The 26,202-nt window shown below is 49.8% G+C and carries 21 protein-coding genes; 5 read left to right on the top strand and 16 right to left on the bottom strand.

What is annotated here, in order from left to right; genetic code table 11:
• Nucleotides 1–54: 54 nt before the first annotated feature.
• Nucleotides 55–456, bottom strand: a complete 402-nt coding sequence (locus tag DFR42_RS17360; RefSeq protein ID WP_110256293.1) for a YraN family protein — start codon at nucleotides 454–456, stop codon at nucleotides 55–57.
• A 59-nt stretch (nucleotides 457–515) separates the two neighbouring features.
• On the opposite strand from DFR42_RS17360, the gene rsmI reads away from it, so the two are divergent.
• Nucleotides 516–1,430 carry a 16S rRNA (cytidine(1402)-2'-O)-methyltransferase gene (rsmI, locus tag DFR42_RS17355; RefSeq protein ID WP_110256292.1) on the top strand — a complete coding sequence of 305 codons (915 nt, stop codon included), beginning with the start codon at nucleotides 516–518 and terminating at the stop codon, nucleotides 1,428–1,430.
• A 15-nt stretch (nucleotides 1,431–1,445) separates the two neighbouring features.
• Here rsmI and DFR42_RS17350 read toward each other — a convergent pair whose 3' ends face one another.
• The 6 genes from DFR42_RS17350 to DFR42_RS17325 form a co-directional block, all read right to left on the bottom strand.
• On the bottom strand, nucleotides 1,446–2,636 hold the full coding sequence (locus tag DFR42_RS17350) for a septal ring lytic transglycosylase RlpA family protein (RefSeq protein WP_110256291.1): 1,191 nt from the start codon (nucleotides 2,634–2,636) through the stop codon (nucleotides 1,446–1,448).
• An 8-nt stretch (nucleotides 2,637–2,644) separates the two neighbouring features.
• Nucleotides 2,645–3,757: a rod shape-determining protein RodA gene (rodA, locus tag DFR42_RS17345; protein ID WP_211324341.1), complete on the bottom strand. Its 1,113-nt coding sequence runs from the start codon at nucleotides 3,755–3,757 to the stop codon at nucleotides 2,645–2,647.
• A gap of 2 nt (nucleotides 3,758–3,759) precedes the next feature.
• On the bottom strand, nucleotides 3,760–5,757 hold the full coding sequence (gene mrdA, locus DFR42_RS17340; protein ID WP_110256289.1) for a penicillin-binding protein 2: 1,998 nt from the start codon (nucleotides 5,755–5,757) through the stop codon (nucleotides 3,760–3,762).
• Between the two features lie 39 nt (nucleotides 5,758–5,796).
• On the bottom strand, nucleotides 5,797–6,315 hold the full coding sequence (gene mreD, locus DFR42_RS17335) for a rod shape-determining protein MreD (RefSeq protein ID WP_110256288.1): 519 nt from the start codon (nucleotides 6,313–6,315) through the stop codon (nucleotides 5,797–5,799).
• Nucleotides 6,312–7,346: a rod shape-determining protein MreC gene (mreC, locus tag DFR42_RS17330; RefSeq protein ID WP_110256287.1), complete on the bottom strand. Its 1,035-nt coding sequence runs from the start codon at nucleotides 7,344–7,346 to the stop codon at nucleotides 6,312–6,314. The genes mreD and mreC overlap by 4 nt, the downstream gene beginning before the upstream one ends.
• Nucleotides 7,347–7,512: 166 nt before the next feature.
• Nucleotides 7,513–8,556: a rod shape-determining protein gene (locus tag DFR42_RS17325; protein ID WP_110256286.1), complete on the bottom strand. Its 1,044-nt coding sequence runs from the start codon at nucleotides 8,554–8,556 to the stop codon at nucleotides 7,513–7,515.
• 284 nt (nucleotides 8,557–8,840) lie between these two features.
• Between DFR42_RS17325 and gatC the strand changes: the two genes are divergently transcribed.
• Genes gatC through gatB form a run of 4 tightly spaced genes read left to right on the top strand, consistent with a single transcriptional unit; the run spans nucleotide 8,841 to nucleotide 12,620 of the window.
• Nucleotides 8,841–9,143, top strand: coding sequence for an Asp-tRNA(Asn)/Glu-tRNA(Gln) amidotransferase subunit GatC (gene gatC, locus DFR42_RS17320; protein ID WP_110256285.1), 303 nt, complete (start codon nucleotides 8,841–8,843; stop codon nucleotides 9,141–9,143).
• Nucleotides 9,144–9,157: 14 nt separating this feature from the next.
• A complete protein-coding gene (gene gatA / locus DFR42_RS17315; RefSeq protein WP_110256284.1) occupies nucleotides 9,158–10,612 on the top strand; it encodes an Asp-tRNA(Asn)/Glu-tRNA(Gln) amidotransferase subunit GatA in 1,455 nt (484 codons plus the stop codon).
• Nucleotides 10,609–11,085, top strand: a complete 477-nt coding sequence (locus DFR42_RS17310) for a hypothetical protein (protein ID WP_110256283.1) — start codon at nucleotides 10,609–10,611, stop codon at nucleotides 11,083–11,085. Before gatA ends, DFR42_RS17310 begins: the two co-directional genes overlap by 4 nt.
• A gap of 32 nt (nucleotides 11,086–11,117) precedes the next feature.
• On the top strand, nucleotides 11,118–12,620 hold the full coding sequence (gatB, locus tag DFR42_RS17305) for an Asp-tRNA(Asn)/Glu-tRNA(Gln) amidotransferase subunit GatB (protein ID WP_110256282.1): 1,503 nt from the start codon (nucleotides 11,118–11,120) through the stop codon (nucleotides 12,618–12,620).
• A gap of 67 nt (nucleotides 12,621–12,687) precedes the next feature.
• Here the strand turns inward: gatB and DFR42_RS17300 are convergent, their stop codons facing one another.
• The 9 genes from DFR42_RS17300 to DFR42_RS29265 all read right to left on the bottom strand — a co-directional run.
• The gene (locus DFR42_RS17300) at nucleotides 12,688–14,049 is read right to left on the bottom strand and encodes a TolC family outer membrane protein (RefSeq protein WP_110256281.1); all 1,362 of its coding nucleotides are present in this window, start codon (nucleotides 14,047–14,049) and stop codon (nucleotides 12,688–12,690) included.
• 2 nt (nucleotides 14,050–14,051) lie between these two features.
• Nucleotides 14,052–15,407 (bottom strand): HlyD family type I secretion periplasmic adaptor subunit, encoded by a 1,356-nt coding sequence (locus tag DFR42_RS17295; RefSeq protein WP_110256280.1) that lies wholly within the window; start codon nucleotides 15,405–15,407, stop codon nucleotides 14,052–14,054.
• A gap of 2 nt (nucleotides 15,408–15,409) precedes the next feature.
• Nucleotides 15,410–17,245 (bottom strand): type I secretion system permease/ATPase, encoded by a 1,836-nt coding sequence (locus tag DFR42_RS17290; protein ID WP_110256279.1) that lies wholly within the window; start codon nucleotides 17,243–17,245, stop codon nucleotides 15,410–15,412.
• A gap of 595 nt (nucleotides 17,246–17,840) precedes the next feature.
• Nucleotides 17,841–19,148, bottom strand: a complete 1,308-nt coding sequence (locus DFR42_RS17285; RefSeq protein ID WP_110256278.1) for a glycosyltransferase family 4 protein — start codon at nucleotides 19,146–19,148, stop codon at nucleotides 17,841–17,843.
• A gap of 99 nt (nucleotides 19,149–19,247) precedes the next feature.
• Nucleotides 19,248–20,858, bottom strand: coding sequence for a tetratricopeptide repeat protein (locus DFR42_RS17280; RefSeq protein WP_110256277.1), 1,611 nt, complete (start codon nucleotides 20,856–20,858; stop codon nucleotides 19,248–19,250).
• A gap of 16 nt (nucleotides 20,859–20,874) precedes the next feature.
• The gene (locus DFR42_RS17275; RefSeq protein ID WP_425450887.1) at nucleotides 20,875–21,477 is read right to left on the bottom strand and encodes a class I SAM-dependent methyltransferase; all 603 of its coding nucleotides are present in this window, start codon (nucleotides 21,475–21,477) and stop codon (nucleotides 20,875–20,877) included.
• Between the two features lie 79 nt (nucleotides 21,478–21,556).
• Nucleotides 21,557–22,261, bottom strand: a complete 705-nt coding sequence (locus tag DFR42_RS17270; protein WP_110256276.1) for a SapC family protein — start codon at nucleotides 22,259–22,261, stop codon at nucleotides 21,557–21,559.
• Between the two features lie 341 nt (nucleotides 22,262–22,602).
• On the bottom strand, nucleotides 22,603–24,042 hold the full coding sequence (locus DFR42_RS17265) for a tetratricopeptide repeat protein (RefSeq protein WP_170133566.1): 1,440 nt from the start codon (nucleotides 24,040–24,042) through the stop codon (nucleotides 22,603–22,605).
• Between the two features lie 249 nt (nucleotides 24,043–24,291).
• The coding region (locus DFR42_RS29265; protein ID WP_425450886.1) for a beta strand repeat-containing protein at nucleotides 24,292–26,202 on the bottom strand (1,911 nt) is incomplete at its 5' end.

Raw genomic sequence — 26,202 nt, 5'->3', positions numbered from 1 at the left:
ATTATACGGCAGGCCGGGCATTAGTGGACTCAAACAGTCCGTGAGCTTGCAATTTCATCCAGCGACAATAACATTCTTTAGCCACTTGATCTCTTCACCATCTATGGCCACCAGATCAAAACGACAAGCGGGCTGGGTCTTTTTTGTTAACAGATAAACCTGGGCGGCATGTACCATGCGTCTTTGCTTGGCTGGTGTGACGCTGGCAATGGCTCCGCCAAACTGCATGGAACTGCGTTTTCTGACTTCGACGAAGACCAGCACAGCCCCATCCTGCATGATGAGGTCGATTTCGCCACCTTTACACAGAAAATTCTGTTGTATCAGTTTCAAGCCTGCTTTTTGCAAATGCGCCAGCGCCAAGCTTTCTGCCTCGTCACCGCTACGGCGACGGCTGGTACGCTGGTCTGCTCCTGCATTGCTATCTGGCGTTTCTGAAGTCTTTGCGAGTCTCATTGGCGTACAATCTCGGCTAATTCATTTGCTTACTATGCATACTACATAAAGGAACAGGCATGAGCGCCACCGACAACGCACTGTTCACGAGTGCCACTGTTATTGAGGCAGTGACCCGGCAAAATTATCCGGCTGCGACATTATATGTAGTCGCCACCCCCATAGGGAATGTTGCCGATATCTCTCTGCGTGCCTTGCACTTGCTGTCACTGGCAGATGCCATCGCCTGCGAAGATACCCGCAATACTGCACAGTTGCTATCACGCTATGGTATCAGCAAACCCCTGATCGCTGCCCATCAGCATAATGAGCGCGAAGTGGCGGAAAAAATACTGGCCCGCCTGCAAGCGGGTGAGCGCATAGCCCTGGTGTCTGACGCTGGTACGCCCGGGGTGTCTGACCCTGGTGCCAAGATAGTCGATGCCGTCAAGCTGGCGGGCATGCCGGTCACGCCTTTGCCGGGTGCCTCGGCCGCCATCAGCGCCCTGTCAGCCAGCGGCCTGATACATGACCGTTTTTATTTTGTTGGCTTCCTGCCAGCCAAAGCGGGGCAGCGCGACAGCATCTTGCGGGAAGTACAAGCCATACCCGCCAGCCTGATTTTTTATGAAGCACCGCACCGTATCATCGAAGCAGTGGCCGCCATGCGCGTGATATTTGGCGATGCGCGGCGCATCGTGCTGGCGCGTGAAGTCAGCAAACTGTTTGAAGAAATCCACCGCTGCACCCTGGCAGAAGCAGAAAGCTGGCTGGCAGCTGACAGCCACAGGGAGAAAGGCGAATACGTGATCCTTATCGAAGCTGCACCCGCAGCTGCCGATGAGCAGGAACTGGAAGCGCGCCGGGTCTTGCAGATATTACTGGAAGAATGCTCAGTCAAACAGGCGGCTGGGCTGGCAGCGCAACTGACAGGGCAAAAGAAAAATGCCCTGTATCAAATGGCGCTGGAAATGAAACAGGCAGATGAGGAATAAAGCGAAAAATAGAGCCTAGCGCTGCACGACCAGGGGTTTGCCAACACCAAGATCGGTGGCCTGGACTATCGCTGCGCTTGCCTCAGTACGGTTGGCAAAGGGACCGCTGACCAGTCGGTACAGACTGCCTTGCTGCACAATATCAAAACCGGGCAGCTTGCTGGTAGCGCGGCTTTTCAAGTGATTCATGATGGCTTCAGCATTGGCGCGTATCGCGTAGGCACCAAATTGTATGTAGTAGCCGGGGGTTGCTGCTGATGCTGCATTTGCCGCGTTGTTGGCTACGTCTTTGGCAACATTATTGGCTGCCGCCGTAGTGGCTGCAGTTGTTACTGGCTGGGTAAATTTTTCTACTGGTTTGTTGTCCTGTGCGGCCAGCAATTCTTCCATGGTCATGCTTGCTTGATTACTGCGTATGACGGGCATTTCTCGCGCTGGCACCGGACTGCTGACTGCCACTGAGGCGACTGCAGCAGGTACTACGGCCACCGCTGTTTCCTGGCGCACTGGTTGAACCGGCTGGTTTTTGCGGTTCTCTGCCATTCTTTCTATATCGGCAGGCAATAAACGTTCAACTTCAATCTGGCTGCTGCCTTTGCCGATGACATCCAGTTTCAGTGCTGCGGTATAAGACAAATCGATGATGCGGCTGGCATGGAAAGGGCCACGGTCATTGATGCGCACGATGATTTGCTTGCCATTGCTGATGTTGGTGACGCGCGCGTAAGACGGTATAGGCAAGATGGGATGGGCTGCGGTAATTTTGTACATATCGTACAGCTCACCGGATGAAGTTTTTTGCCCATGGAATTTCTTGCCATACCAGCTCCCGACGCCGCGCTGTATGAAAGGCGTGGTGCTATCTGCTATGGGCGTATAGGTTTTGCCAAAGATGACATAAGGCTTGTTACCCGAACGCGAATAATTTTCCAGCGTAGGGATGGGGTCGACCGTATTTTCCAGCCCTTCGGGGATATTCTCTCCCGGGCCATCATCCTTGTAATAAGCACCCTTGCCAGAATTTGCCTTGGGCAGGGATGCTGTCTGACCACCAGTAGTAGATTTAGTGCCGGATGCGGGGCGGGGATGGTCTGCCGTGCTGGTATTTTGCTTGGGTGCACTACCACAGGCTGCCAGTAAAACACCGCTGGCCGCCAGCAGGGGCAAACGCCAGTAATTAATAGCCTTGGCAGACCTCGCAGACATGCGCAATCTCATGTCTGTACCAGTTTACGATTACGCTGTACGCTCATCATGATTCCCAATCCCATACCCAATGTCACCAGTGCGGTGCCGCCATAACTCATGAATGGCAGGGGCACGCCGACTACCGGTACTATGCCTATCACCATGCCCATATTCACGAAAGCATAGGTAAAGAATATCATAGTTATAGAACCGGCCATCAAACGGGCGAACAGGGTGGGTGCATTGGCAGCGATCATCAGGCAGCGCAGGATCAGTAAAAAGTACAGGCTGACCAGGATGACATTGCCGACAAAACCAAATTCTTCAGAGAACACTGCAAAGATAAAATCCGTCGTATGTTCAGGGATGAATTCCAGATGGGCCTGTGTGCCTTTCAGGTAACCCTTGCCGTGCAAGCCACCAGAACCAACCGCAATGGTGGACTGGATGATGTGAAAGCCCTTGCCGAGCGGATCGCGGTTGGGGTCCAGCATGGTCAATACCCGGTCGCGCTGGTAGTCATGCAACATATATGGCCAGACTACCGTAGGGATAATGATGGCTGCCGCCGTGGTCAATGAAATCAGAAATTTCCAGGATAAGCCAGCCAGAAAAACCACAGTAAAACCAGCGGCAGTCACCAGCATGGCAGTACCCAGATCCGGCTGCTTGGCGATCAGTGCTGCAGGTATGCCAAGAATGACCGCGCCGATGACAAAGTCACGCCAGCGCAAGGCACCTTCACGTTTCTGGAAATACCAGGCCAGCATGAGCGGCGTGGCAATCTTCATCATCTCTGAAGGCTGCATGTCTATACCCACATGCAGCCAGCGGCGTGAGCCTTTTTTGACCAGACCAAATATGGCGACGGCGATCAACAGGGCCACACCAAAGGTATATATAGGGATGGCAAAGCGCATCAGGGTCTGAGGCGGGATATTCGCCATCACCCACATGATAAAGAAAGACACCAGAATATTCCGGATCTGGCCTTCGACGCGCCCAGGAAAATCCATGCCTGCAGAGTACAGGGTCATGATACCTATCGACATGATCAGAAAAACCAGGATCGCCAGGGTCGCATCAAAGACAAAAATATGCGAACGGATGAAATGCCAGTTAATGCCATTTTTTTGCATATTCAATCCTTGTTGCCTGTTGTTTCGCCACCAGGCTTGGGACCAGGTTCAGGCTCAGCCGGTGCCTTGACCTCTGCATCAGAACGGTACAAGGCCATATCACTCTGTGGCTTGGGCTGTGGTGGTACTTCTTTGCTGTCCTTATCCTTTGGACGCTTGCCCAGCAAATAATAGTCCAGTGCCTTGCGCACGATAGGCGCAGCCGCCTCGGAACCAAAGCCGCCATTTTCTACAATGATGGCAATCGCTATCTTGGGTTTGTCTGCTGGTGCAAAAGCAGTATACAGGGAGTGATCAATATGCCGCGCCGCCATGGTTTTGGCATTATATTTTTCACCTTTTTTGATACCCACAACCTGTGCCGTACCCGTCTTACCACCAGAAATATACTCAGTTCCCTGAAACACTTTGGCAGAGGTACCTTCCTTGGTGACACCAACCATGGCATTTTTGATGAAATCTATATTTTCCTGTTTGAGAGGAATACGGGCCGTTTCCTTGGGAACAGTCAGCACCCTTGCCCTGGTTTGCGGGTCTTCCGTCATCTTGACCAGATGCGGCTTCATGATGATGCCGTTATTCGCCAGTGTCGCCATGGCATGTGCCATTTGCAAAGGCGTGAACGTATTTTGTCCCTGCCCAATACCCAGGGAAATGGTATCACCCAGTACCCAGCGTTTTTGCTCAGGCTTCTTGAAGGCCGTGCGTTTCCAGGCAGTCGATGGCAACAAACCGGAGCGTTCATGTTCCAGGTCGATACCGGTTTTTTGCCCGAAGCCAAAAGGTGCCATGAAATCATGCATGACATCCACCGTCAGTTCATTGGCCAGCATGTAATAGTAGGTATCGCAGGATTGCACGATGGAACGGTACATATCGACCATGCCGTGCCCACCGACTTTATCGTCCTTGAAAGTATGATTACCAAAAGTAAAATAACCAGGATCAGCAATGGCTTGCGAGGTGGTGCGCTTGCCCAGTTCCAGCGCAGCCAGGGCCATGAAAGGTTTGTAAGTCGATCCTGGTGGGTAAGCACCTGTCAATGGACGGTTCAGCAGAGGTTTGTCTTCAGAGGTGTTCAGTTCATTCCAGCTTTGCTGATCTATGCCCTCGACAAACAGATTGGGATCATAGGTAGGTTTGGATACAAAGGCCAGTACGTCACCGGTCTCAGGTTCTATCGCCACCAATGCGCCGCGCCTGTCACCAAAAGCTTCTTCTATGACTTTTTGCAACTCTATGTCGACCGACAAAATCAGGTTCTTGCCCGAGGTTGGTGCTGAGCGCGACAGTACACGCACTGCCCGGCCACCGGCGGCAACTTCGACTTCTTCAAAGCCGGTATTGCCGTGCAATACCTTTTCGTAACTTTTTTCCAGGCCTTCCTTGCCTATGTAATCTGTGCCATTGTAATTGGCAGCGTCTTCCATCTCATCAATGGCCTCGGCATCCTTGGGACTGATACGGCCTATGTAACCGATGACATGCGAAGCCGAATCACCCTGGGGATATTGACGGAACAAGCGCGCCTGAATATCGACACCCGGAAAGCGAAAACGTTGCGCAGTAAATCTGGCAACTTCTTCATCCGTCAGACGGGTTCGTATGGGCAGGCTCTCAAAGCTCTTGGAATCTTCCAGTAATTTGCGAAAACGCTTGCGATGCTTGGGCTGTATATCCACCAGCACGGCCAGCTCATCAATGAGGACATCCATGTCCTTGCGGATTTTTGAAGGCGTGATTTCCAGCGTAAAAGCAGAATAATTGCGTGCCAGGATAATGCCATTCCTGTCGGTGATAAGGCCGCGATTGGGTACAACGGGCACTATGTCGATACGGTTTTCATCAGCCAGCAGGGCATAGTCATTATGCTTGATGATTTGCAACCAGACGAAACGGGACACCAGCGCGGCAAAACACAGGAACACGAATACGCCGATAAAAATCAGGCGCATGCGGAAGTGATGCAGTTCGCGTTCTGTATTCTTTAATTCTGTCATAGTGAAAAGCTTGAAACTGGCAGCAATCGGGACAGCAGCTTAGATAGGACGAGTATGGTCTTTATCTTTGGCCCGCCTTTGTGGTGCCAGCAGTAACACTGTGGCAACTGGCCACAGCACGGTGGTCACCAGGCTGACGGTAAAATAGGCCCAGCCGGGGAAATGCGCATCCGGTGCCACCAGCATGCGTACGGCAAGCTGCACCAGTTGGGCAAACATGAACAAGGGGAACACGTGCAAAGACTGTGTCAGCGGATGAAACCACAACACGCGCCTGTGTATCATGATGGCGAAGTAGGATAACAGAGTATAAGCAAGGGCATTTTCACCCATGTAGATGGAGTCATGTACATCCATCAGCAAACCCATGGCAAATGCCACACCTATGCCTACCTTGCGCGGCTGGTGTATGGTCCAGAATACCAGCACCAGGGCAACGAAATCAGGCACACCTATCCAGCCACCCCAGGGCAGGAAGTTAAAGAAAAAGGCGATCGCAAAACTGACTGCGATAAATGCAGGATTAACTGGCAATAATATGTAATGCGGACTATTCATTTGGTAGGCTCCTTACCAGTTGCGGTCGGTGCTTCCTTAGGCTGCGTTTCTTTTACTGGATTATCCCTGGCCGGCAAATCTTTCATGGGCTGGTCCACGGGTTTGACTTCGGATGCTGGCGCTGCCGCATCACGGGTCACCTTGCGATTGAGCTTTTCTTTCTTGGCGCGCACATCTTCAGTGTCCGGACGTGACAAATTATCCGTCGACACCAGCAAGACCAGTAATTGCTTGTTGCGGTCTATGCCTGCTGTCGGCATGCAGAGTATGTTTTCGAAGGTGGTGTTGGCCTTGTTTTCCACCTGTACAACCTTGGCGACTGCCAGGCCAGGTGGATAAATACCATCTATGCCAGAGGTAACCAGTTGATCGCCATTTTGTATGTCGGCATTGGAAGTCAGGCGCATGTCAAGGTAACTGGACTGACCACGGCCATAAGCTACGCTGCGCAAGCCATTACGCAGGATTTGTACGGGGATGGCCTGGTTTTTATCGGTCAGCAAAGTGACTTCTGCCGTCAGCGGGAAGACCCGGGTCACCTGGCCAACCACGCCCTGGTCATCAATCACAGGCTGCGACAAGCTGATACCATGTTTAATGCCGCGATCTATGATGACCTTGCGACTGGCGGGGTCACGCGCATCGTAAATGATTTCTGCCATGACAGACTTGACTTGCAGACGCTCACGGGCGTCCAGCAATTTGCGCAAGTGGGTGTTTTCTGCCATCAGTTGCCCGGTCTGCTGCAGGGTATTGGCATTCTGGGTCTGCTGACGTTTTAACTGGGTATTTTCGTTTTCCAGTGTATTGACCGAGACAAAATAATCAGAGGCACGCTTGATCGCATCACGCGGCATGACAGCCACCATTTGTACCGGATACAGCACACTGCCCAATATTTGCCTGACCAGGGTCAGGGATTTCAGGCGGGCATCAACAACCAGTAGAAAAATCGCCAGGACGGCAAAGAAAACCACTCTGACGCGCGCAGAGGCGCCTTGTTTGAAGAGTGGTGGTGGGCTGTAATCCATACTTTACCGGTGTTTCTCAATGAACAGCGCAACAAGCATATAAATTGCAATCAAATCAGCGGTGCTTCAGTAGCCAGGACTGATGCACGCCTCATCAAATACGGGATTGACAACCAACATCAATGCTGGCTGCCATATCCCACGATGGTCCGGTGCTTAACTCTTATTATTCGTAAGAAAAGATCGAACCCAGCTTATCCATGCGTTCCAGTGCCATGCCAGAGCCACGGACTACGCAAGTCAGCGGGTCTTCGGCAACGATGACTGGCAAGCCTGTTTCTTCCATCAGCAGACGGTCGAGATCACGTAAGAGTGCGCCACCACCAGTCAGCATCATGCCTTTTTCAGCAATGTCGGCACCCAGTTCTGGCGGCGTTTGTTCCAGCGCGTTTTTGACGGCAGAGACGATGTTGTTCAGCGGATCTGTCAGCGCTTCCAGGATTTCATTGCTGGAAATTGTGAATGAACGCGGGATGCCTTCGGACAGGTTGCGTCCCTTGACTTCCATTTCCTTGACTTCTGAACCAGGGAAAGCCGAGCCGATGGCTTTTTTGATTGCTTCAGCCGTTTGCTCGCCGATCAGCATGCCGTAATTGCGGCGGATATAGTTGACAATGGCTTCGTCAAACTTGTCACCACCAACGCGGACAGAGCCTTTATAGACCATGCCCCCAAGGGAAATGATACCGACTTCAGTCGTACCACCACCGATATCGACCACCATGGAACCGGTAGCTTCAGACACTGGCAAGCCAGCACCTATCGCGGCGGCCATAGGTTCTTCAATCAGGTACACCTGAGAAGCACCGGCACCCAGTGCAGATTCACGGATCGCACGACGTTCTACCTGGGTAGAACCGCAAGGTACGCAAATGATGATACGTGGGGATGGTTTGAAGAACTTGGTGTCATGCACCATGCGGATGAATTGCTTGAGCATTTGCTCAGTGACGGTAAAGTCGGCAATCACGCCGTCTTTCATGGGGCGTATGGCTTCAATATTGCCTGGCACCTTGCCCAGCATCTGCTTGGCTTCCTTACCTACTGCCTGGATTGTTTTCTTGCCGTTAGGTCCGCCTTCCTGGCGGATGGCAACTACGGATGGCTCATCGAGCACGATACCCTGGCTACGTACATAAATCAGCGTGTTGGCTGTTCCCAGATCGATCGCCAGATCATTTGAAAAATAACTACGTAAAAAACCAAACATGTATTGTCCTGTGTTTAACTGATTGTGGGCTGAGCCCGCTCTATTGGGCTGCGCTACCGAATTTTTTAACCCTACCGTTTTCACCGGGAACCAGCCAAGCACCTCATATCCAAGCACAATAAGCATGTTAGGGGATTTAGCAAGCCATTTAGGGCATTAACCCGCCATTCTACCTTATAATCTGTTTAAATTTATTTGATACCAACACCTAAATTACGCTTTTGGTGGTATATCGAATTATGTATTGATTGACACTTTTTCGCGCAAAAATGCGCCCCTGAACTATGTCACTGACACTTGAAGATGTGAAAAGAATTGCCAATTTGGCAAAAATAGAAACCTCTGCAGCAGAAGAAGTTTCCACTCTGGATAAACTGAACGGTATTTTCTCTCTGGTAGAGCAATTAAAGGCCGTGGACACTACTGGTGTAGCTCCTCTCAGCCACCCTATCGCCGCCCTGCTGCCAGAAATGGCTTTGCGCCTGCGTGAAGACGTTGTCAGCGAAAGCAATCATCGCGAAGATTACCAAAAACCAGCGCCAGCGACACAAGACGGCTTGTATCTCGTCCCACAGGTTATTGAATAAGCAATAGAGTCCTCATGCATACCAAAACAATTTCGCAATTATCCGCCCTGCTGCAAAGCAAGCAGGTATCCGCCACCGAACTTGCCCAGCATTATCTGAACCGTATTGCTGCCAGTGACCTGAATGCCTTCCTGCATGTCAATCCTGAATGGACCCTGCAACAGGCTGCTGCAGCCGATGCACGTCTGGCCAGTGGTAATGCCGGTGTCTTGACTGGCGTACCTATCGCTCACAAAGATATTTTCGTGACACGCGACTGGCGCTCAACTGCCGGTTCACGCATGCTGGAAAATTATGTCAGTCCCTTTGACGCCACCGTGGTTGATCTGTTCAACAAGGCTGGCACGGTCACGCTGGGCAAATTGAATTGCGACGAATTCGCCATGGGTTCATCGAATGAAAATTCTTATTTTGGTGCGGTGAAAAACCCCTGGGACCAGACTGCCGTACCCGGTGGTTCTTCAGGTGGCTCAGCAGCTGCAATTGCCGCACGCCTGGCACCGGCGGTGACTGCAACTGATACCGGCGGCTCTATCCGTCAACCGGCATCGTTTTGTGGCGTCACTGGTATCAAGCCTACTTATGGCAGCGTATCCCGTTATGGCATGATCGCTTTTGCTTCTTCGCTGGACCAGGGTGGCCCTATCGCCCAGACCGCAGAAGACTGTGGCATCTTGCTGAATGCGATGACAGGTTTTGATGAGAGAGACTCTACTTCGCTGGAACGCAAGAAAGAAGATTTCAACCGTGACCTGAGCAAGTCTTTGCAAGGCTTGCGTATCGGTGTGCCAAAAGAATTTTTCTCTGACGGCCTGGCTGCGGATGTGGAACAGGCAGTACGTGCTGCGCTTGCTGAATATGAAAAGCTGGGCGCGACACTGGTAGAAATCTCGCTGCCAAAAACCGAGCTGTCCATCCCTGTGTATTATGTGATTGCACCGGCAGAAGCCTCTTCAAATCTGAGCCGCTTTGATGGTGTGCGTTATGGTCACCGTGCGGCCGATTACAAAGACTTGAATGAGATGTACAAGAAGTCACGAGCCGAAGGTTTTGGTGCTGAAGTCAAGCGCCGTATCCTGGTCGGTGCCTATGTACTGTCGCACGGTTACTACGATGCCTATTATTTGCAGGCACAGAGAATCCGTCGCCTGATCGCACAAGACTTTGCTGCTGCATTTGAGAAATGCGATGTCATCATGGGGCCGGTAGCGCCGACCGTGGCATGGGACCTGGGCTCCAAGGCAGATGATCCCGTCGCTAATTACCTGGCTGATATTTTCACTTTATCGACCAGCCTGGCTGGCTTGCCTGGCATGTCCATCCCTTGCGGTTTTGGTCAGGGTGAGAAAAATGCCAAGCGCCCGGTAGGCTTGCAAATTATCGGCAATTATTTTGATGAAGCAAAATTGCTGAATGTGGCACACCAATTCCAGCAAGCAACTGACTGGCATACGCGCAGCCCAGTATGAGCTTGAAAATCTTCCTGGGCGCAGCCATGTGCTTGATATGTGGGACTTTGTCGGCACAGACATTGAACACACATATTGCCTGTGCGCAAACGCTGCAGGAAGATGCTGATGGTGAGCGCCTGATCTACAGTGACCAGGCACGCATGCAATTGAACGGCACGCAGATCACTGAGTTTCAATGGGAGTCCTCAGTATTTCGCAGCAATCGCGGACATGAATGCAGCATAGATACTGAAGATGGCCTGGAAGCAGAATTGACAGACAAAGGCTGGCGCATACGACTCAAAAATGCGCAGTCTGCAAGACAGAAGCGTGGCTATGATGTAGAGCGTGGCTCGCAATGCAGCATACGTCTGGAACGTGAAGGCGATACGCTGCATGTCAAGCCTACGTGCTCTGCACTATGTGGCTCGCGCAGGAATTTTTCAGAGCTGACGGTGAATACCAAAACCGGGCTTTGTACCTACGAGTAATGAAATGAATTGATGTGCTGCCTGTTCTACAGATGAGCAGGTACGACAAGTTAAAGATAAGACGAGGAAATATTATGCAATGGGAAGTCGTTATCGGTTTTGAGACGCATGCGCAACTCAAGACCAACTCAAAAATTTTCAGCGGCTCTTCAATCCAGTTTGGTGCCGAAGCAAATACCCAGGCCAGCCCGGTTGACCTGGCCCTGCCTGGCGTGTTGCCAGTCATGAATAAAGGCGCGGTAGAAAAAGCCATACAGTTTGGCCTGGCCGTTGGTGCGCTGGTCGCACCGGAATCCATCTTTGCCCGCAAAAATTACTTCTACCCTGACCTGCCTAAGGGCTATCAGATCAGCCAGTTTGAAATCCCGGTGGTACAAGGTGGTTTCGTTCCTTGCGTTTTTGAAAAAGATGGCAAAACCGAATTCAGGAACATAGAACTGACACGTGCCCATCTGGAAGAAGATGCTGGTAAGTCCACGCATGGTGCAGCCCAGGGCATGACAGGTATAGACCTGAACCGTGCAGGCACGCCTTTGCTGGAAATCGTTACTGAGCCTGTTATGCGTAGCGCGGCCGAGGCAGTTGGCTACGCAAAAGCACTGCATTCGCTGGTGACCTGGCTGGATATTTGTGACGGCAATATGCAGGAAGGTTCTTTCCGTTGCGATGCCAACGTTTCTGTGCGACCAGTCGGCCAAAAAGAATTTGGCACGCGTTGCGAAATCAAGAATCTGAACTCTTTCCGTTTCCTGGAAGAAGCGATCAATATCGAAGTACGTCGCCAGATAGATTTGATAGAAGATGGCGGCAAAGTCATTCAGGAAACACGCCTGTATGACCCGGACAAAAAAGAAACCCGCTCCATGCGCAGCAAGGAAGATTCGATGGATTATCGTTACTTCCCTGACCCCGATCTGCCGCCATTGAAAATCAGCCGCGAATGGGTAGAGCAAGTACGCGCCACCATGCCCGAACTGCCATCTGCCATGCGCCAGCGCTTCATTGAGCAACTGGGTTTGCCTGAATATGATGCGACTATCCTGACGCAATCCAAAGGCATGGCTACTTATTTTGAAGCAGTAGTGACTGCAGCGGGTGCGGCACAAGCCAAACCTGCGGCCAACTGGATGATGGGTGATGTGTCAGCCACCCTGAACCGTGAAGGCCTGGATATCAATGCTATCCCGGTCACATCTGCGCAACTGGCTGTATTGTTGCAGCGTATTGCTGACGGCACGATTTCCAACAAAATTGCCAAGGAAGTGTTTACAGCCATGTGGCAAGCACCATCTGATGATGCAAACCTCGCAGATCAGGTGATTGAAGCTAAAGGCTTGAAGCAAATCTCTGATGTTGGCGCTTTGGAAAAAATCATCGACGAAGTCATGGCTGCAAACCAGCAGTCTGTCGATGAATACCGTGCAGGTAAAGAAAAGGCATTCAACTCCCTGGTCGGTCAGGCCATGAAAGCCACCAAGGGTAAAGGCAACCCTGCCCAGGTCAATGAATTATTGAAGAAAAAACTGGCAGGCTGATTTTTCTCTCGCTCAAAAAAAACGGCACAGGCTTTTTAGCCTGTGCCGTTTTTTATATGTGCAAGATTTAATTGATCGGGGAGAAGTATCCCGCCACAGTTTGTAAATCTTCAACATTGACAGTACCAGCAGCTACACGTAATTTCAAAAAGCTGATCAGGTAATTATATTTTGCCTGCGCCAGATCACGTCTTGCAGCAACCAGTTGTTGCTCGGCACTGAGCACATCCAGATTGATACGCACGCCACCTTTGACACTCTGCTTGGTCGCTTCTACCAGCAAGCTGGAAGAATTAACTGACTTTTGCAAAGCAGCTATCTTGGTCGCACTACTTTGCAAGGCATTATGCTGCCTGCGCAATTCTATTCCTATGCGGCTGCGTGTCGAATCCAGCTCAGCTCTGGCCTTATCGCGATTGGCTACCGATTGATTAGTGATCGCATTGACGTAACCACCAGAATAAATAGGTATCACCAGTTGCACACCTATGCTTTTTACCGTTTGATCCTGGCTGTAATTGGTGACACTATCTGAGACTGAACGGTTATAACTGGCATTCAGTTCCAGCCTTGGCGCATGGCCAGCCTTGCTTTTACTGATTTCATGCTCTGCCACTTCCAGCGAATACTTGGCTGCGGTGATCTCTGGATTATTTTCAGTCGCGACCGTCATCCATTCTTCGAAGGTATTCAAGGCAGCTGGAGCCAGCTGAAAGTCAGCGCGCAAGCTATCAAGCTGATTGGATTCCAGACCAGTAATTGCTGCTAAAGTATTACGCAAATTGGTCACGTTATCGCCAGCTTCCAGGACTTGCGCTTCGGCCACGTCAAGCTTGGCCTGTGTTTCCAGCATATCTGTTTTAGTGCCTTCGCCTTTTTCAAACATGCGCTCATTGATGCGCTTTTGCTCTGCCAGGGCATCGCGCTGGGCACGGTACAAATCCAGCTGGTCTTCTGCAAATTTGGTATCAGCGTAAGCAGTTACCAGACGTATCATCAAATCCTTGCTACGCGCAGAAAAGATCGCATCGCTATAATTGGTTTGCGCTATACCCTGTTTGTAACGTGCTGTCGTATCCAGATTGAACAGGACCTGACGCAATGAGAGTGTATTGGTTAAGCTTGTATACTCATACTCATTGATAGTCGGTTTGCCACCCGTAAACAAACCCGGTGGCCCTATAGTATCGGCCTTGTTTTTACCTGTTCCGTAATTGAACTGTATGCTGGGCAGCAGGCCGGCACGACCGATTTTCCTGAACTCCTGGCCGGCGATATTTTCAGAAACGGCAGAACGGTAAGTCGGGTCGTTCAACAAGGCCGCTTCATAAGCCTGCAACAAACCTATGGCCGAAGCCTGGCCTGCTGAAGCCAGCAAAATACTTGTGGCAGAGGCGATCAGGCTAAGGCGTTTCCATGATTTTTTCATGATTAATCCTCAGTCATTGCGGAGTGGGCACGGTCAATAATTGGCTTGAGCAAGTAGTTCATCATGGTGCGGCCACCCGTGCTGACAAATAATTCAACTGGCATACCTGGACGTACTTGCAGGTTGGCGAGCAGCTTCTTGCCCTCAGGCGCTACTTCTGCGCGGACTTTATAAAATGCCTGACCAGTTCTTTCATCCAGAGTACGGTCAGCCGATACCTGGGTTATGACACCTGGTATATGTGGCGTGGTATTGGTGTTAAATGCAGAGAAGATCAGCTCGGTTTTCAAACCTGGATGTACTTTGTCGACCAGATTTACTGGCAGCATGGCTTCCACGATCAGCGCGTCATCCTGAGGAACCAGTTCCATCAGTTTGAAACCACTAGGCACAACAGCACCTTTGGTGAATACATTCAAACCGACGATAGTACCTGCCACCGGTGCTTTGACCATGACATTATTCAAATCAAAATCCAGTGCCGTCAGGCGATTTTGCAAGGCTTCTGCTTCTTTTTGCGTGTCAGACAATTGCGAACGGATTTCTTTTTGATAGTCTTGTTGGCGCTGGGATTTACGCAAGCCCAGTTCCATGATCTGGCGTGAAACGCGGCCCATATTGCCCAGATCTTCAGAAATACTACCGTTCACCTGTGCATAAGTACGTTCCAGATCCAGCAGGCGATTGCGGGCAATATAACCTTCCTTGGCCAGGTCACGCATACCATCCAGTTGTTCCTTGAGGAATTGCTGTTGCTGCTTCTTGCTGACCATGGATTCTTCCAGGCCCTTCAGTTGCGACTTCAGGCCGGCAATATTTTCATCCACCGCACCCAGTTCACTTTGTATGGAAATCTGGCGTGTAGTGAACAATTGCTGTTGCAACAAAATCGTGTTGGCGACGCGGCTATCACTTTTCGCGGCTTCCAGTTCTTTAGGGAAGCTGATGGATTTAGCATTGACGCGTTCTGCCATCAAACGGGCTTCGACTGCCTGGGAAGTGAATAATTGTACCCTGGTGATTTCAGCCGCTGACTTGGCATTGACATTGTTCATTTTCAGCAGGACTTGACCAGCTTTGACAACATCACCATCCTTGACCAGGATTTCATCGACAGTACCGCCAGTCTGATGCTGTATGACTTTGCGGCTGGAGGCAACAGCGACATTGCCACTCATAGGTACGCCCTTATCCAGTTTGGCAGTAAATGCCCACAACAGGAAACCAAACACGCCGACCAGGATGATGCCCCAGCCAAGGCGGGCATAGCTGCGCGCGTCTGTATTGACTTCCAGTATTTCTACATTGTGGGTAGTCACGTCCGTGACATCACCTTTTTTGACTAATGCATTTTTCATGATTATTCCTCTTCTGCAGCGGTAGCATTAATTCTTGCCTGTGTATCTGCTGGTGGCTCTGAAGCTGCTGATTGCAAACCGCCTTGTGCTGATGCTTGCTGGGCTGCCTGTTGTGCTGCCGCAGCCTGTTGGGCTTGCTGCATTTGCTGTTGATTTGCCTGATTCAGGGCAGCCAATACCTGGTCGCGCGGACCGAAAGCCTGAGCTACGCCATCGCGCAACAACAAGAGCTTGGTAGTGGCACCCAGGATAGTGGTGCGATGAGTGATCAGGACGATGGTTTTGCCACGCTGACGCAAATCGTTGACAGCCAGTACCAGAGCTTGCTCACCAGCATCATCCAGATTTGAATTTGGTTCATCCAGCACCAGCAGGGACGGATCGTCATACATGGCACGTGCCAGACCGATACGTTGCTTTTGACCACCAGACAAACCAGCACCACCATCACCCAGACGCGTGTCATAGCCTTGTGGGAAATGCAAAATCAACTCATGCACACCTGCACGCTTGGCAGCCAGAATGACTTTTTCAGAATCAACTTCACCAAAACGGGCAATGTTTTCTGCCACTGTGCCGCCAAACAATTCTATGTCTTGTGGGAGATAACCGATACTGGGTCCAAGCTGGTCTTTATTCCATTGGTAGATATCTGCACCATCCAGACGCACTTTACCCACTGCGGCAGGCCAGACGCCAACCAGCAAACGAGCCAATGTCGATTTACCCGAACCTGAAGGACCAATCACACCAAGCACATCACCTGGTTGCAAAGCCATGGACAAGCCTTTGACTACCACAACGGTGGAACCCGGAGGCGCTGCTGTAACACCTTCAACAGTCAGTGCACCCAATGGTTTTGGCAAATCCATACCAGCTTGACGCGGCGGATTACTCGCCAGCAATTCATTCAAGCGACCATAGGCGCCTTTAACTGTACTCCATTGCTTCCAGACGCCGATCAGTTGGTCGATAGGACCAGTCGCCTTGCCCAACAAGATAGAACCAGCAATCATCATACCTGGCGACATCTTGCCTTCAATAACCAGCAAAGCACCGAAACCAAGCACCAGAGACTGTACCGACACACGTACAAATTTACTCAATGCTGTAATAATGCCGGACTTCTCGCTGGCTTCTGCCTGCAATTGCAGGAAACGACCATGCAGTTTGAACCAACGCGACATCAGGTTAGGCAGCATGCCCATGGCTTCAATCACTTCTGCGTTACGCAGATTATTGGTGGCCAGATTGCTGGAAACGATAGCCATGGTATTGGCTTCAGTCAGCGGCTTTTTGGAAACCACTTCATTGGCATAAGCCAAAATCACCATGACGATTACTGCAGCCAGCGCAAACAAGCCCAGGTAAGTGTCAAACATGAAGATCACGGCCAGATAGAAGGGGAACCATGGCGCATCGAAGAAGGCAAACAAGCCAGCACCTGTGAGGAACTGGCGAATCTGTGTCAGATCCTGCAAAGCCTGGCCAGCATTACCACCGCCACGCTTCAGGTTTTGCTCGAACGCAGCGGTGTAAATACGCTTGTTCATTTGCATGTCGAGCTTGGCACCCAAACGTATCAGGACAAAACTACGGATATATTCAAGCGCACTCATCAGGGCATACGCGCCCAGCATCAACAATGTCAACATCAACAAGGTGATTTCGTTGCGGCTTTGCAAAACACGATCGTAAACCTGTAACATGTACAGGGAAGGTGCTAACATCAACAGGTTGATGATGGCACTGAAAATGCCAACGGTTCTGAAGGCACTTTTAAAGGTCATCAAGACCTGTGCAATTTCAGTTTGTGGAAGTTTTAATTTCGAGATCATTTGTATTCTTTGCACACTGAAGTGCTAAAAACATCGCAATATAAAAGGTGGCCGCTTGATGGATGCAGTTGAACGTGAAAATCATTTGCATTTTTAAGGCAAGGCGGCATTATCCCTGTTCACAACTCAATTAAATGTGACGTACATCACATTTTTCGAAAGCGTAACACAAGTTTTACGCTTTTAAAACGTGTTTCGTGTATCAATTCCTGCTGATTTTGCATACTCCCACCTGTATGTAAAAAAATACGTCTTTTAAGTGGCGTAGCTATTGAAATTATTCGATACTCCCCCATCTGACTTGCAATTTGAAATTTTCGCAAATGCTGGATTTATGCAATTAGCAATTATTTACTTGCAAATTAAATATTAAATACGCGCTTAGAAAGAAAGATGCTCACATCATCTGCGTGTGAACCAGGGACCGTTTGCAAGTAATGCGACTTTACTGCGGTCTGAGAGCAGCGATGGCGTGACTTGTTTTGATTGAGATGGACGTCTGCATGCACCAGCCCAGGCAAGCTGGCATAAAAAAAACGCCCCGCAATATCCGTTGCGGGGCGCCGAGTTCTTAATGGTCTTGCTGGCTACAGTGTCATTTTAACTCAATTACGACAGTGTTTACAAGCGAGTCTGTTGATATCTCATTTTGAATGTTAACTTTTGTTTCTTCAGCAAGTGTCTGCACCCATTCCAGTTGGGCTGGCAAACAAACTCTTTGCAAATCATAAAATTCACAGGCAAAACGGCGGGCATTCTCTCCTAAACGCTGCCTTTCTTCAGGCTGATCAAGTAAATCACAAACCTCTTGAGTCAGGGCTGCAACATCAAAAAAATCGACCAGCCTGCCAGTTTCATTCTGGCGTATTGCTTCATGCAGGGGCTGGGTATTTGAGGCAACGATGGCACATCCTGCACTCATGGCTTCCAGCAAACTCCAGGAAAGTACAAAGGGGTAAGTCAGATATACGTGTACACGCGACAATTGCAGCAAGGGGATGAAGTGCTGGTAAGGAATATTGCCCAGGAAGTGGATGCGCTTCAGTGCGCTTTCTGGCAGTTGCGTAATAACTTCGCTGAGGAAAATTTCTTTCCAAGACTTGCCGGTGGCTGACTTGGCGCCATAGCTGACATCATCGCCGCCTACAATCAGTACCCGTGCATTTGGCCGTTGCGCCAATATCTGTGGCAGGGCACGCATGAAAATATGGTAACCGCGATAGGGTTCCAGATTGCGATTCACAAAGGTGATGACTTCGTCATCACGCGTCAGTGTAAGGTCACCGCCCAGATTCAAGGCGACGCCTGGATTGGGAGCGATCATGTCGGTATTGATACCGTCATGGATGACACTGATGCGCTCGCGAAATGCGCTGGGAAAAGTGCTTGCCTGCCAGTGTGTCGGTGAAATGGCGGCATCGGCCATTTCTATATGCAAAAGATTATTGATATTCTTCAATTGTATCTTGCAAGCCTGTTCTATGTTATCAGACGAGAACTCAGGATCAAAGCCAACGTCGGCCCCGCTTGCATGGTAAAAGAATTCAGCATAGATACCCAGTTTGGCTTTGGGCCAGACTGATTTCAGGAACAGGCTTTCACCCCAACCCGGATGAGCGATGATGACGTCGGGCACAAAACCCTGTTCGCGCAATTGAAGGGCAGCGCGCATGGCCGCTTCGCCCCGGATGACTTTCGGTTCGCTATCCGCCAGCCAGGGATGCGTTTCGGCACTGGTGCCACGCGCCACCTGGTAAGAAAACACCTTCACACCATTCCATAGCGCAGGCGGATTTTTTTGCATGCTCAACGCCACAACTTCATTGCCACCGTCTGCTGCCAGCGCGGGTGCCAGATGTACGAACTGGCCTGGAAAATTTTGGTGAACGAACAGGATTTTCATAGAACAAATTGGCTAGAAATACAAACAAATGGAATTGCTACAGTATAAACGTTATTCCGGTCTGGCGATGCATGCTTATGCTACCCTTGAGATCAAGGTTCAGGATGTGATCAGATGATGGGAAAACGCCTGCAAGATGCCGTCAGGGCGTAAATGGTGGGCATCGATATGCCATTGTTGATTGGATTTACCTGCTCCATTATCAGTCAAAGTGAACACATCGAGAAAATCCATCCCCATTTGCATGGCCTGTTGCTTCAGGCTGGTATTGAACAGAGATAAAAATCGTCCAAATTGCTGGAACTCTGCCTGCGTGAGTGCGCTTTCATCCAGATTATGTGCGGGCACGCCACTGACGATAACCTTCAGCTTGCGTGCCCTTGCCTGCGTGGCAACCACGTTCAGATATGCTGCTATGGTATCGTGTACGCGTTGCTCCAGACTGATATCTGCAGATTTTTTGCTGGCCTTATAAATACCGCCGTCAATGCGACAATCAATTTCACCTATAGTGATGAAGACACTGGAAGCTTCAGGCAAGGCAAGCAAATAATTGATCAATGCTTGCTGGTAGTGATTGCTACTGACATGGCCAGCACGCCATTGTGTACATCCCTCTATCCACAGGCCTTTGCATTGCAGATGCTGCCCGCCATATGCAAGCACCAGATTATGCGCCGATAACATATGACTTTCACCAATGACGTATAACACGCCTTGTGCCTGGGGGGTATCTACCTGCTGCCTGTAAGCCTGCCACCATTGAAGTATTTTCAGCATGAAAACACAGTAAATCAAAGAACCCTGGTCTTTGATCAGTTGATTGGTCAGCATGCTTTTTGCCTCATGCAGCAGCGCTTCAACATGTTCCGGGCTGCCAAAGACATAGTGCAAAATTGCCAGTTGCAAAGCCGCATTTTGTCTTGGAAAACCAGTGGTGGGTAGTGCCAGCACTTTGGAATAATGCTGTACGGCCTCATTCAGGTGACCTGTGATTTTATAGAGATTGGCCAGGCAGCCCTGCAATTCGGGATTGTCTGGCGCGATGCTCAAGCCTTGCTGATAGCTTTGGAATGCTTCTTGCAGTTTTTCCAGCTTCAATAATGCATTGCCACGATTATTCCACGCCTGAAAATGACTGGCGTTAGCCTTCAGCACTTGCTCGTAATCCTGGATAGCTAACTGGTACTTACCCATATCCAAATACAGATTGCCGCGATTGAAATACGCATCCGGAAAATCAGGCTGTTTCTGCAAAGCCTGCGTATAGCAAGCCAGGGCTTCTGCCTCCCGCCTCAAGGCACTCAAAGCATTACCCTTGTTATTGAGCACTTCTGCAAAATCTGGCATGGACACTAAAAAATGGTCATAGCTGGCGATAGCTTCAGCATGACGTTCCAGATCCAGCAAAACATTGCCGATTGAGGCATGAATAATGACATGTGCTGGATTGATGGCAGCCGCCGATGCCATCAAGTCCAGGGCTTGCTGCAATTCGCCCTTGCCTCGCTTGATCATACCCAGAAATTGCAAGGCTTCGAAATGCCTGGCATTGATGGACAGTATTTGCAGATAAATTGCTTCTGCTTCAGGCAATTGCCCGCTTTGATGCAAGGCCAGTGCCTGCTGCAATAATTCCGTAGCTTGACTGTCAGAATTTATACTATTGCCTGTCACCGCCAACCGGGCTTGCGTCTTCTTTTTATGCATACTGCACCAGTCAGCATTATCTCAATTGCGCAAGTACCAAACTTTGCACTTCTTCCGCAGATCGTTTACTTTTACTGCCGACAGCCCATAAATCAAAAAGGGATGGCCTGGCTGCTGCAACGACTGTTTGGAAACCTGCTTCGGCCAGAGTATTCATCAACACTTTTTGTGTAAAGCCACAACGATGCGCCATATACAAATTGCCTTTTTCCATGGCTGCCCGGTGACCATACATGATGTCCAGAGGAGCAATCGGGCCTGCTGGTGAGATGTACGCTGGCTCTAATAATTTATCTTCAGCAACCAGCTTGCAGACTGAGACCATATCAGGGCAGGTGACAACGAAAATGCCATCATCCTTGAGCACACGCAAAATTTCTTTCAGTGCCACTGGCACTTCATGCGGATAGAGATGCTCGATATTGTGCGAAGAATACACGGCGTCAATAGAACCCGATTCTACGGCGCTCATATCTGTCAGAGTGCCTTGTATGTCTGGCTTGACTGAGGGATCAATATCAAAACGTATTTCCTGCCACTCATCTGACTGGAAATAGGGTGTGGTTCCAGCCTTGCTTTGCGGGCCGCAGCCTACGTGTAGTAATTTCAAAGTATTCACCTTGTAGTTTGATACAAAAGAAAATGGGGCATAACAGCCCCATTTTCCATTCACATGCTAATGCGCGTCAAATACAAATTTATTGAACCTGGTCTGGACGTGAAGAAGCCAGTGCCACTTTAGGCAAGTGGCGGAAAGAAGCCCAGTGCAATTCCAGCAAAGTCATCAAGCCACTACGTACCCAGCGCGCGAGTGTTGCGTCGTCAAGTGCCAATACTTTTTCGCGGTCAACAATACGGAAACCACCGATCAGGTGTACCTCATTACCTTCACGGAAGTTGAGGTCTTTTGCTACCAGTACGCCTGCAGTTTCCAGTTCATTGAGGATGACACGACCTTCACGCAGGTTTTTTTCATAGCTGTTCAGCAGTTCCAGCACTTTCGCGAAATGCGGATTGAATTCTGCTTTATCAGTAAATACAGGTTCGCCTTCTTTGGTATTGAACTGTGGCGCGTCCATATCAGCCGCCAACAGGTATTCATCCGTGTCACCGATGCGGCCCAGGATGAAAGGATAGCGACGTACATGCACTGGCACGTAGGTGTCCGTCCATTCATTTTTGTCGTTCAGGAATACATTACGCTCTCTCAGGCCCAATATGGCAATCGCATTCAACGGACCAGATTTCGTGAACAGGATAGGATAGCATTCTGCTGCTTCAGGGATTTCTGTCGGCGCCAAAGGAGCAGTGGTCAGACCGCGGGCAAAAGAAAAATCTGGTGCTGGTTGAAAGCGCAAAGAGCCATGCAGGTTCTTGTCCAGGGTTTGAGCATTTTGAAACATAGTAAAAACTCCAATAACTAGAAAAAGCCCATTTCCATTGATGGCATGGGTTAAGCGCCAGGCTTAGATAACATTTAATCGCACATCATTATTTTGATCTTACGTGACCATTCCAATTGAAATATAGGCGTTTCGATCAAAATCAAGTGCAGTATTGTATCAGCAGGATTATCTGATGGCGCTTTTTTCAGCACAAGACAGTGGCAGGAAGCCATCGTTTTTTCATTTGATGATGACTTAGCCCGATAGCTCACAGAAAACAGAGTTTCTCATGATAGAGCCAGATATGTAGTTAACAGCAAGGTTGACGAAGTCATGTCAGCATTCTTGCGCATTGCAACTCACGGCAATTTGCGCCAGATATGCAAGTAACCTGGTATGGCTTGCAGATTTTCCATTCTGATGGTTTGTGGCAAACATTGCAGAATGGCAAAACCATGCGTCAGAGCCAGTTTCTTCAGGTAGCTTGATTGATGCGCATAACGGCCTGTGCCGCGCAAGACATAGCCAGGGCTATCAGGATCGGATGACAATGTCTCTTCAGCAGCCTCTACAGAAAATGCAAATAAACCATCTTCAAGCATTAAACGCTGAATTTGGTGAATGATATGCTCAAGTTGCCCTATATAGACAAAAACATCGGCAGCAGTGACCACTTCATAACTGGCACTCGCTTCCTGACTACACATACCGAGTAAATCGGCCTTGATCAGCCTGTGATATAACTGCCTGGCCTGGGCTTTCAATAACATTTTTTCTGATAAATCCACACCAACCAGTTGCGTAGCCAGTGGCGCAAGTTCTTTTGCTACCAGACCAGTGCCACAACCGAGATCCAGTATACGCCACGCAACGGTATTTCCTATACTCAGTTGCCTGAGCTGCTTACCAATGACTGTGGGTATCTGATATTCAAGTACCTCCTGCAAATGCTGGTCAAAACGTTCTGCATAGTCATCGAATACCTTGCTGACATAAGTAACAGGCGCTTGCGTGCTGACTTGCCCGCTTAGCACACTGATGAAATGCAAGGCATTTCCTTGCTGCGGGTCCAGGGCTACGGCACGCTGATAACTGTGCAATGCTTGTTCCTTCTGCCCTGCGTCTTTATAAATATTGCCCAGGGTATTATGAATCTCGGCCATATTCTGGAGCAAGGCTGCCGCGCGCTCTGCGCATTGTATGGCCACATCCAGCTCCTTGCGCTTTTGATAAATCAGCGCCAGATTATTCCATGGTTCGGCCAACGCAGGATTCAGGATGGTCGCATGTCTATAGGCCAGTATTGCCTCGTCTGACCTGTTCATATCCTTATAGACATTGCCTATATTGCTATGCGCCTCAGCATAATCGGATTTGAGAGCGCAGGCTTGTTGAAAGCACTGCAAGGCTTCATTGAGCAAACCAGATTCCCGCAATGCAGAGCCCAGATTATTCAGGGCATAGAAATTCCGTGGGTTATTTTTCAACGAGAGCTGAATGAATTGTATGGCCTGTGCGTAATCTGCCTGCTGGTGAGCAGTCACTCCAAATAAATGCAAGGCATCTGCGTGATCAGGCTGCAATGCCAGTATCTGTTGATAAAATTTCCTGGCGGCGTCCAGCTGACCACTTTGATGCATCGCCAGCCCCTGCTCCATCCAGCTCGCAAGCTGGCTTTGCAGCGCTTGCTTTTGTTTTTCTGCTGCTGCATGTGCAGCTTCATCTGCAGCCATACAGCATTGCTTGTATTTTTTCCCACTTCCGCAGGTGCAGGGATCATTCCGACTCAGTTTTTTCATGGGCATTACACAAGTGGGTAAAAATAAGTGCACTGGATTTGTCGCTAGCCATGCTAACAAAAACTAGCCAGGAATGAGGAATTTAACAGTAAATCTTTAGGGCAAACAGTCATTATCGACAGATATAAAAACCTATAAAAAAACCCACCGCTTTGCAGAGGTGGGTTTTTTATTTTTAACAACAGGGAGGATGTTCTCTCCCTGCTGCATGGGTAGCAAGCTACCCATTTTCCTGCATTGCTTACTGAATTAAGCGATGAAGTCGCCAGCGACGATGGAACCTGCGCCAGTGATTTTAACGATAAAGTCAGTTGCGTCAACTGTACCTACAGTGCCACCGATGTTTTGGAAAGCATATGTACCAGCTGCTGTACCTGCGGCTACAGTGATAACGTAAGCCTGAGTATTCGCTGCCAGAGCCGCGCCAGCTGCAGTTGCTGCTGTAGCGATTGCTGCTGCCAGAGTTGCTGTGTCAGCAGTAGCGATAGACAACAGGTTCAATGTTGTTGCTGCTGTGCCAGTTTTGAACACGTCAGCGCCTGCAACTTTGAAGTTTGCCACTGTATCGATGCTGGCCAGAACAGAACCAGTAGTGATAGTTTCAGCACCAGTTGCAGTTGTAGACAGGTTGATAGTATCAGCACCAGTACCGCCGGTTACTGTTACTGCTGTAGCAGCTGTACCCAACAGATTAACTGTTTGGCCGCCTGTACCCAGAACAACTACGTCGCCAGTTGCGCCTTTAGCGTAGTTCAGAGTTACACCAGCACCGTTTTCGTTAGTGAAAGTGTAGCCAGTTGCTGCAGAGCCAGTTACGTTCAGTGTTTCAACGCCAGTTACCAGAGCAGAGATATTCAAGTTAGCACCGATAGCACCGATGTTCAGTGTATCTGTACCCAAGCCGCCGTCCAGAGTTGTTGCACCGGCGATTTGTGTTGCTGTGTAGTTGAATGTATCTGCACCTGTGCCACCAACAACGCTCACTGTGTTAGTACCAGCAGTGAAAGTGTTAGTACCATTAGCCAGTGTGAAGCGTTCCAGCGCTGCGTTAGCAACGATAGTACCAGCTGTCGTCAGAGCGATAGTTTCTGTGTTGCCTGCAGTTACAGTGCCTGTGAAGCCATTGTATTGCGCTGCTGACATGGTGTACACGCCAGTTGCTGCCAATGTCAGGTTTTCGAAGCCTGTCACGTTTGCACCGCCGATGTTAGCGCCAGCTGCCAATACCAGAGTATCTGTACCTGCACCTGCACTGAAAGTACCAGTGTAGTTGAACGCACCCAGTGTCAACTGGTTATTACCGATACCGAGATTTACATTGCCTGCTGCGAAAGAAGTACCAGCACCAGTTACGTCAAGCACATCATTACCTGTGCCGCCGTTCACTGTAGTGATACCTGTTGTAGCTGCAGCGATAGAGATAGCGGTGTTAGCACCGTTTGCCAGATTCAGAGTCTTGATGTTGGTGATAGTACCGCCAGTTGTACCGTTACCGACAGCAACAGCACCTGCATCGCTCAGAGTGATGACATCTGTGTCAGCAGCATTACCGTTGACAGTTGTACCGCTCAGAGTTGCAATCACGCCTGTGAAGTTGTCGTTCACGTTCAATGTGCTATTGAATGTTTGGCCAGCTACCAGTGCTGTTGGGGACAATGCTGTACCGCCACCATTGACTGGGTTAGTACCAACTACACCTGTTGTTACTGTTGCGCCACCAGACAGGGACACTGCATTGGATGTTGTCGTGTTGTTCACGCCACCACCAGTTGCATTGGAAGAAGATGTTGTGTCGATAACCAATGTGCCGCTAGTAACAGCGATCAGGGACAGATCGATGTTGTTTACACCAGCGATATCATCAACGATAGTCAGTTGATGTGGAACATTGCCAGTGAAAGTGATGACTGGTGTGCTCAGGGACAGAGCAGCACGGGCAGCAACCAGAGCAGCGTACTGAGAAGCAGTGATTACAACAGCAGAGTTTGCTGTGATGTTTTCGATGTTGGACAGTTGTGCACCAGCCAGGTTGATCGCACCGTAAGTTACCAGTGTATCGTTACCAGCACCCAGATTGATCGTGTCTGTGACAACGCGAGCAACTGCATTGGCTGTGGACTGTGCATTCAGGTTCACACCGTTTTCTGTCGTGTTGTAAGT

Origin of the sequence: Undibacterium pigrum, assembly GCF_003201815.1 — a bacterium.
Lineage (GTDB): Bacteria > Pseudomonadota > Gammaproteobacteria > Burkholderiales > Burkholderiaceae_D > Undibacterium > Undibacterium pigrum.
The sequence above is the reverse complement of the archived record's forward strand: the minus strand, read 5'-3'. Positions and strand labels throughout refer to the sequence as shown.

Excerpts from the sequence above, each read along its gene's own strand:
- mreC (WP_110256287.1), bottom strand. The coding sequence starts at position 7,346 with ATGGATTACAGCCCACCACCACTCTTCAAACAAGGCGCCTCTGCGCGC.
- DFR42_RS17310 (WP_110256283.1), top strand. The coding sequence starts at position 10,609 with ATGAGCTTGAAAATCTTCCTGGGCGCAGCCATGTGCTTGATATGTGGG.
- gatA (WP_110256284.1), top strand. The coding sequence starts at position 9,158 with ATGCATACCAAAACAATTTCGCAATTATCCGCCCTGCTGCAAAGCAAG.
- DFR42_RS17280 (WP_110256277.1), bottom strand. The coding sequence starts at position 20,858 with ATGCATAAAAAGAAGACGCAAGCCCGGTTGGCGGTGACAGGCAATAGT.
- DFR42_RS17350 (WP_110256291.1), bottom strand. The coding sequence starts at position 2,636 with ATGTCTGCGAGGTCTGCCAAGGCTATTAATTACTGGCGTTTGCCCCTG.
- gatC (WP_110256285.1), top strand. The coding sequence starts at position 8,841 with ATGTCACTGACACTTGAAGATGTGAAAAGAATTGCCAATTTGGCAAAA.
- DFR42_RS17285 (WP_110256278.1), bottom strand. The coding sequence starts at position 19,148 with ATGAAAATCCTGTTCGTTCACCAAAATTTTCCAGGCCAGTTCGTACAT.
- DFR42_RS17290 (WP_110256279.1), bottom strand. The coding sequence starts at position 17,245 with ATGATCTCGAAATTAAAACTTCCACAAACTGAAATTGCACAGGTCTTG.
- DFR42_RS17300 (WP_110256281.1), bottom strand. The coding sequence starts at position 14,049 with ATGAAAAAATCATGGAAACGCCTTAGCCTGATCGCCTCTGCCACAAGT.
- DFR42_RS17295 (WP_110256280.1), bottom strand. The coding sequence starts at position 15,407 with ATGAAAAATGCATTAGTCAAAAAAGGTGATGTCACGGACGTGACTACC.
- DFR42_RS17325 (WP_110256286.1), bottom strand. The coding sequence starts at position 8,556 with ATGTTTGGTTTTTTACGTAGTTATTTTTCAAATGATCTGGCGATCGAT.
- gatB (WP_110256282.1), top strand. The coding sequence starts at position 11,118 with ATGAGCAGGTACGACAAGTTAAAGATAAGACGAGGAAATATTATGCAA.
- rsmI (WP_110256292.1), top strand. The coding sequence starts at position 516 with ATGAGCGCCACCGACAACGCACTGTTCACGAGTGCCACTGTTATTGAG.
- DFR42_RS17360 (WP_110256293.1), bottom strand. The coding sequence starts at position 456 with ATGAGACTCGCAAAGACTTCAGAAACGCCAGATAGCAATGCAGGAGCA.
- DFR42_RS17270 (WP_110256276.1), bottom strand. The coding sequence starts at position 22,261 with ATGTTTCAAAATGCTCAAACCCTGGACAAGAACCTGCATGGCTCTTTG.
- DFR42_RS17265 (WP_170133566.1), bottom strand. The coding sequence starts at position 24,042 with ATGAAAAAACTGAGTCGGAATGATCCCTGCACCTGCGGAAGTGGGAAA.
- mreD (WP_110256288.1), bottom strand. The coding sequence starts at position 6,315 with ATGAATAGTCCGCATTACATATTATTGCCAGTTAATCCTGCATTTATC.
- mrdA (WP_110256289.1), bottom strand. The coding sequence starts at position 5,757 with ATGACAGAATTAAAGAATACAGAACGCGAACTGCATCACTTCCGCATG.
- rodA (WP_211324341.1), bottom strand. The coding sequence starts at position 3,757 with ATGCAAAAAAATGGCATTAACTGGCATTTCATCCGTTCGCATATTTTT.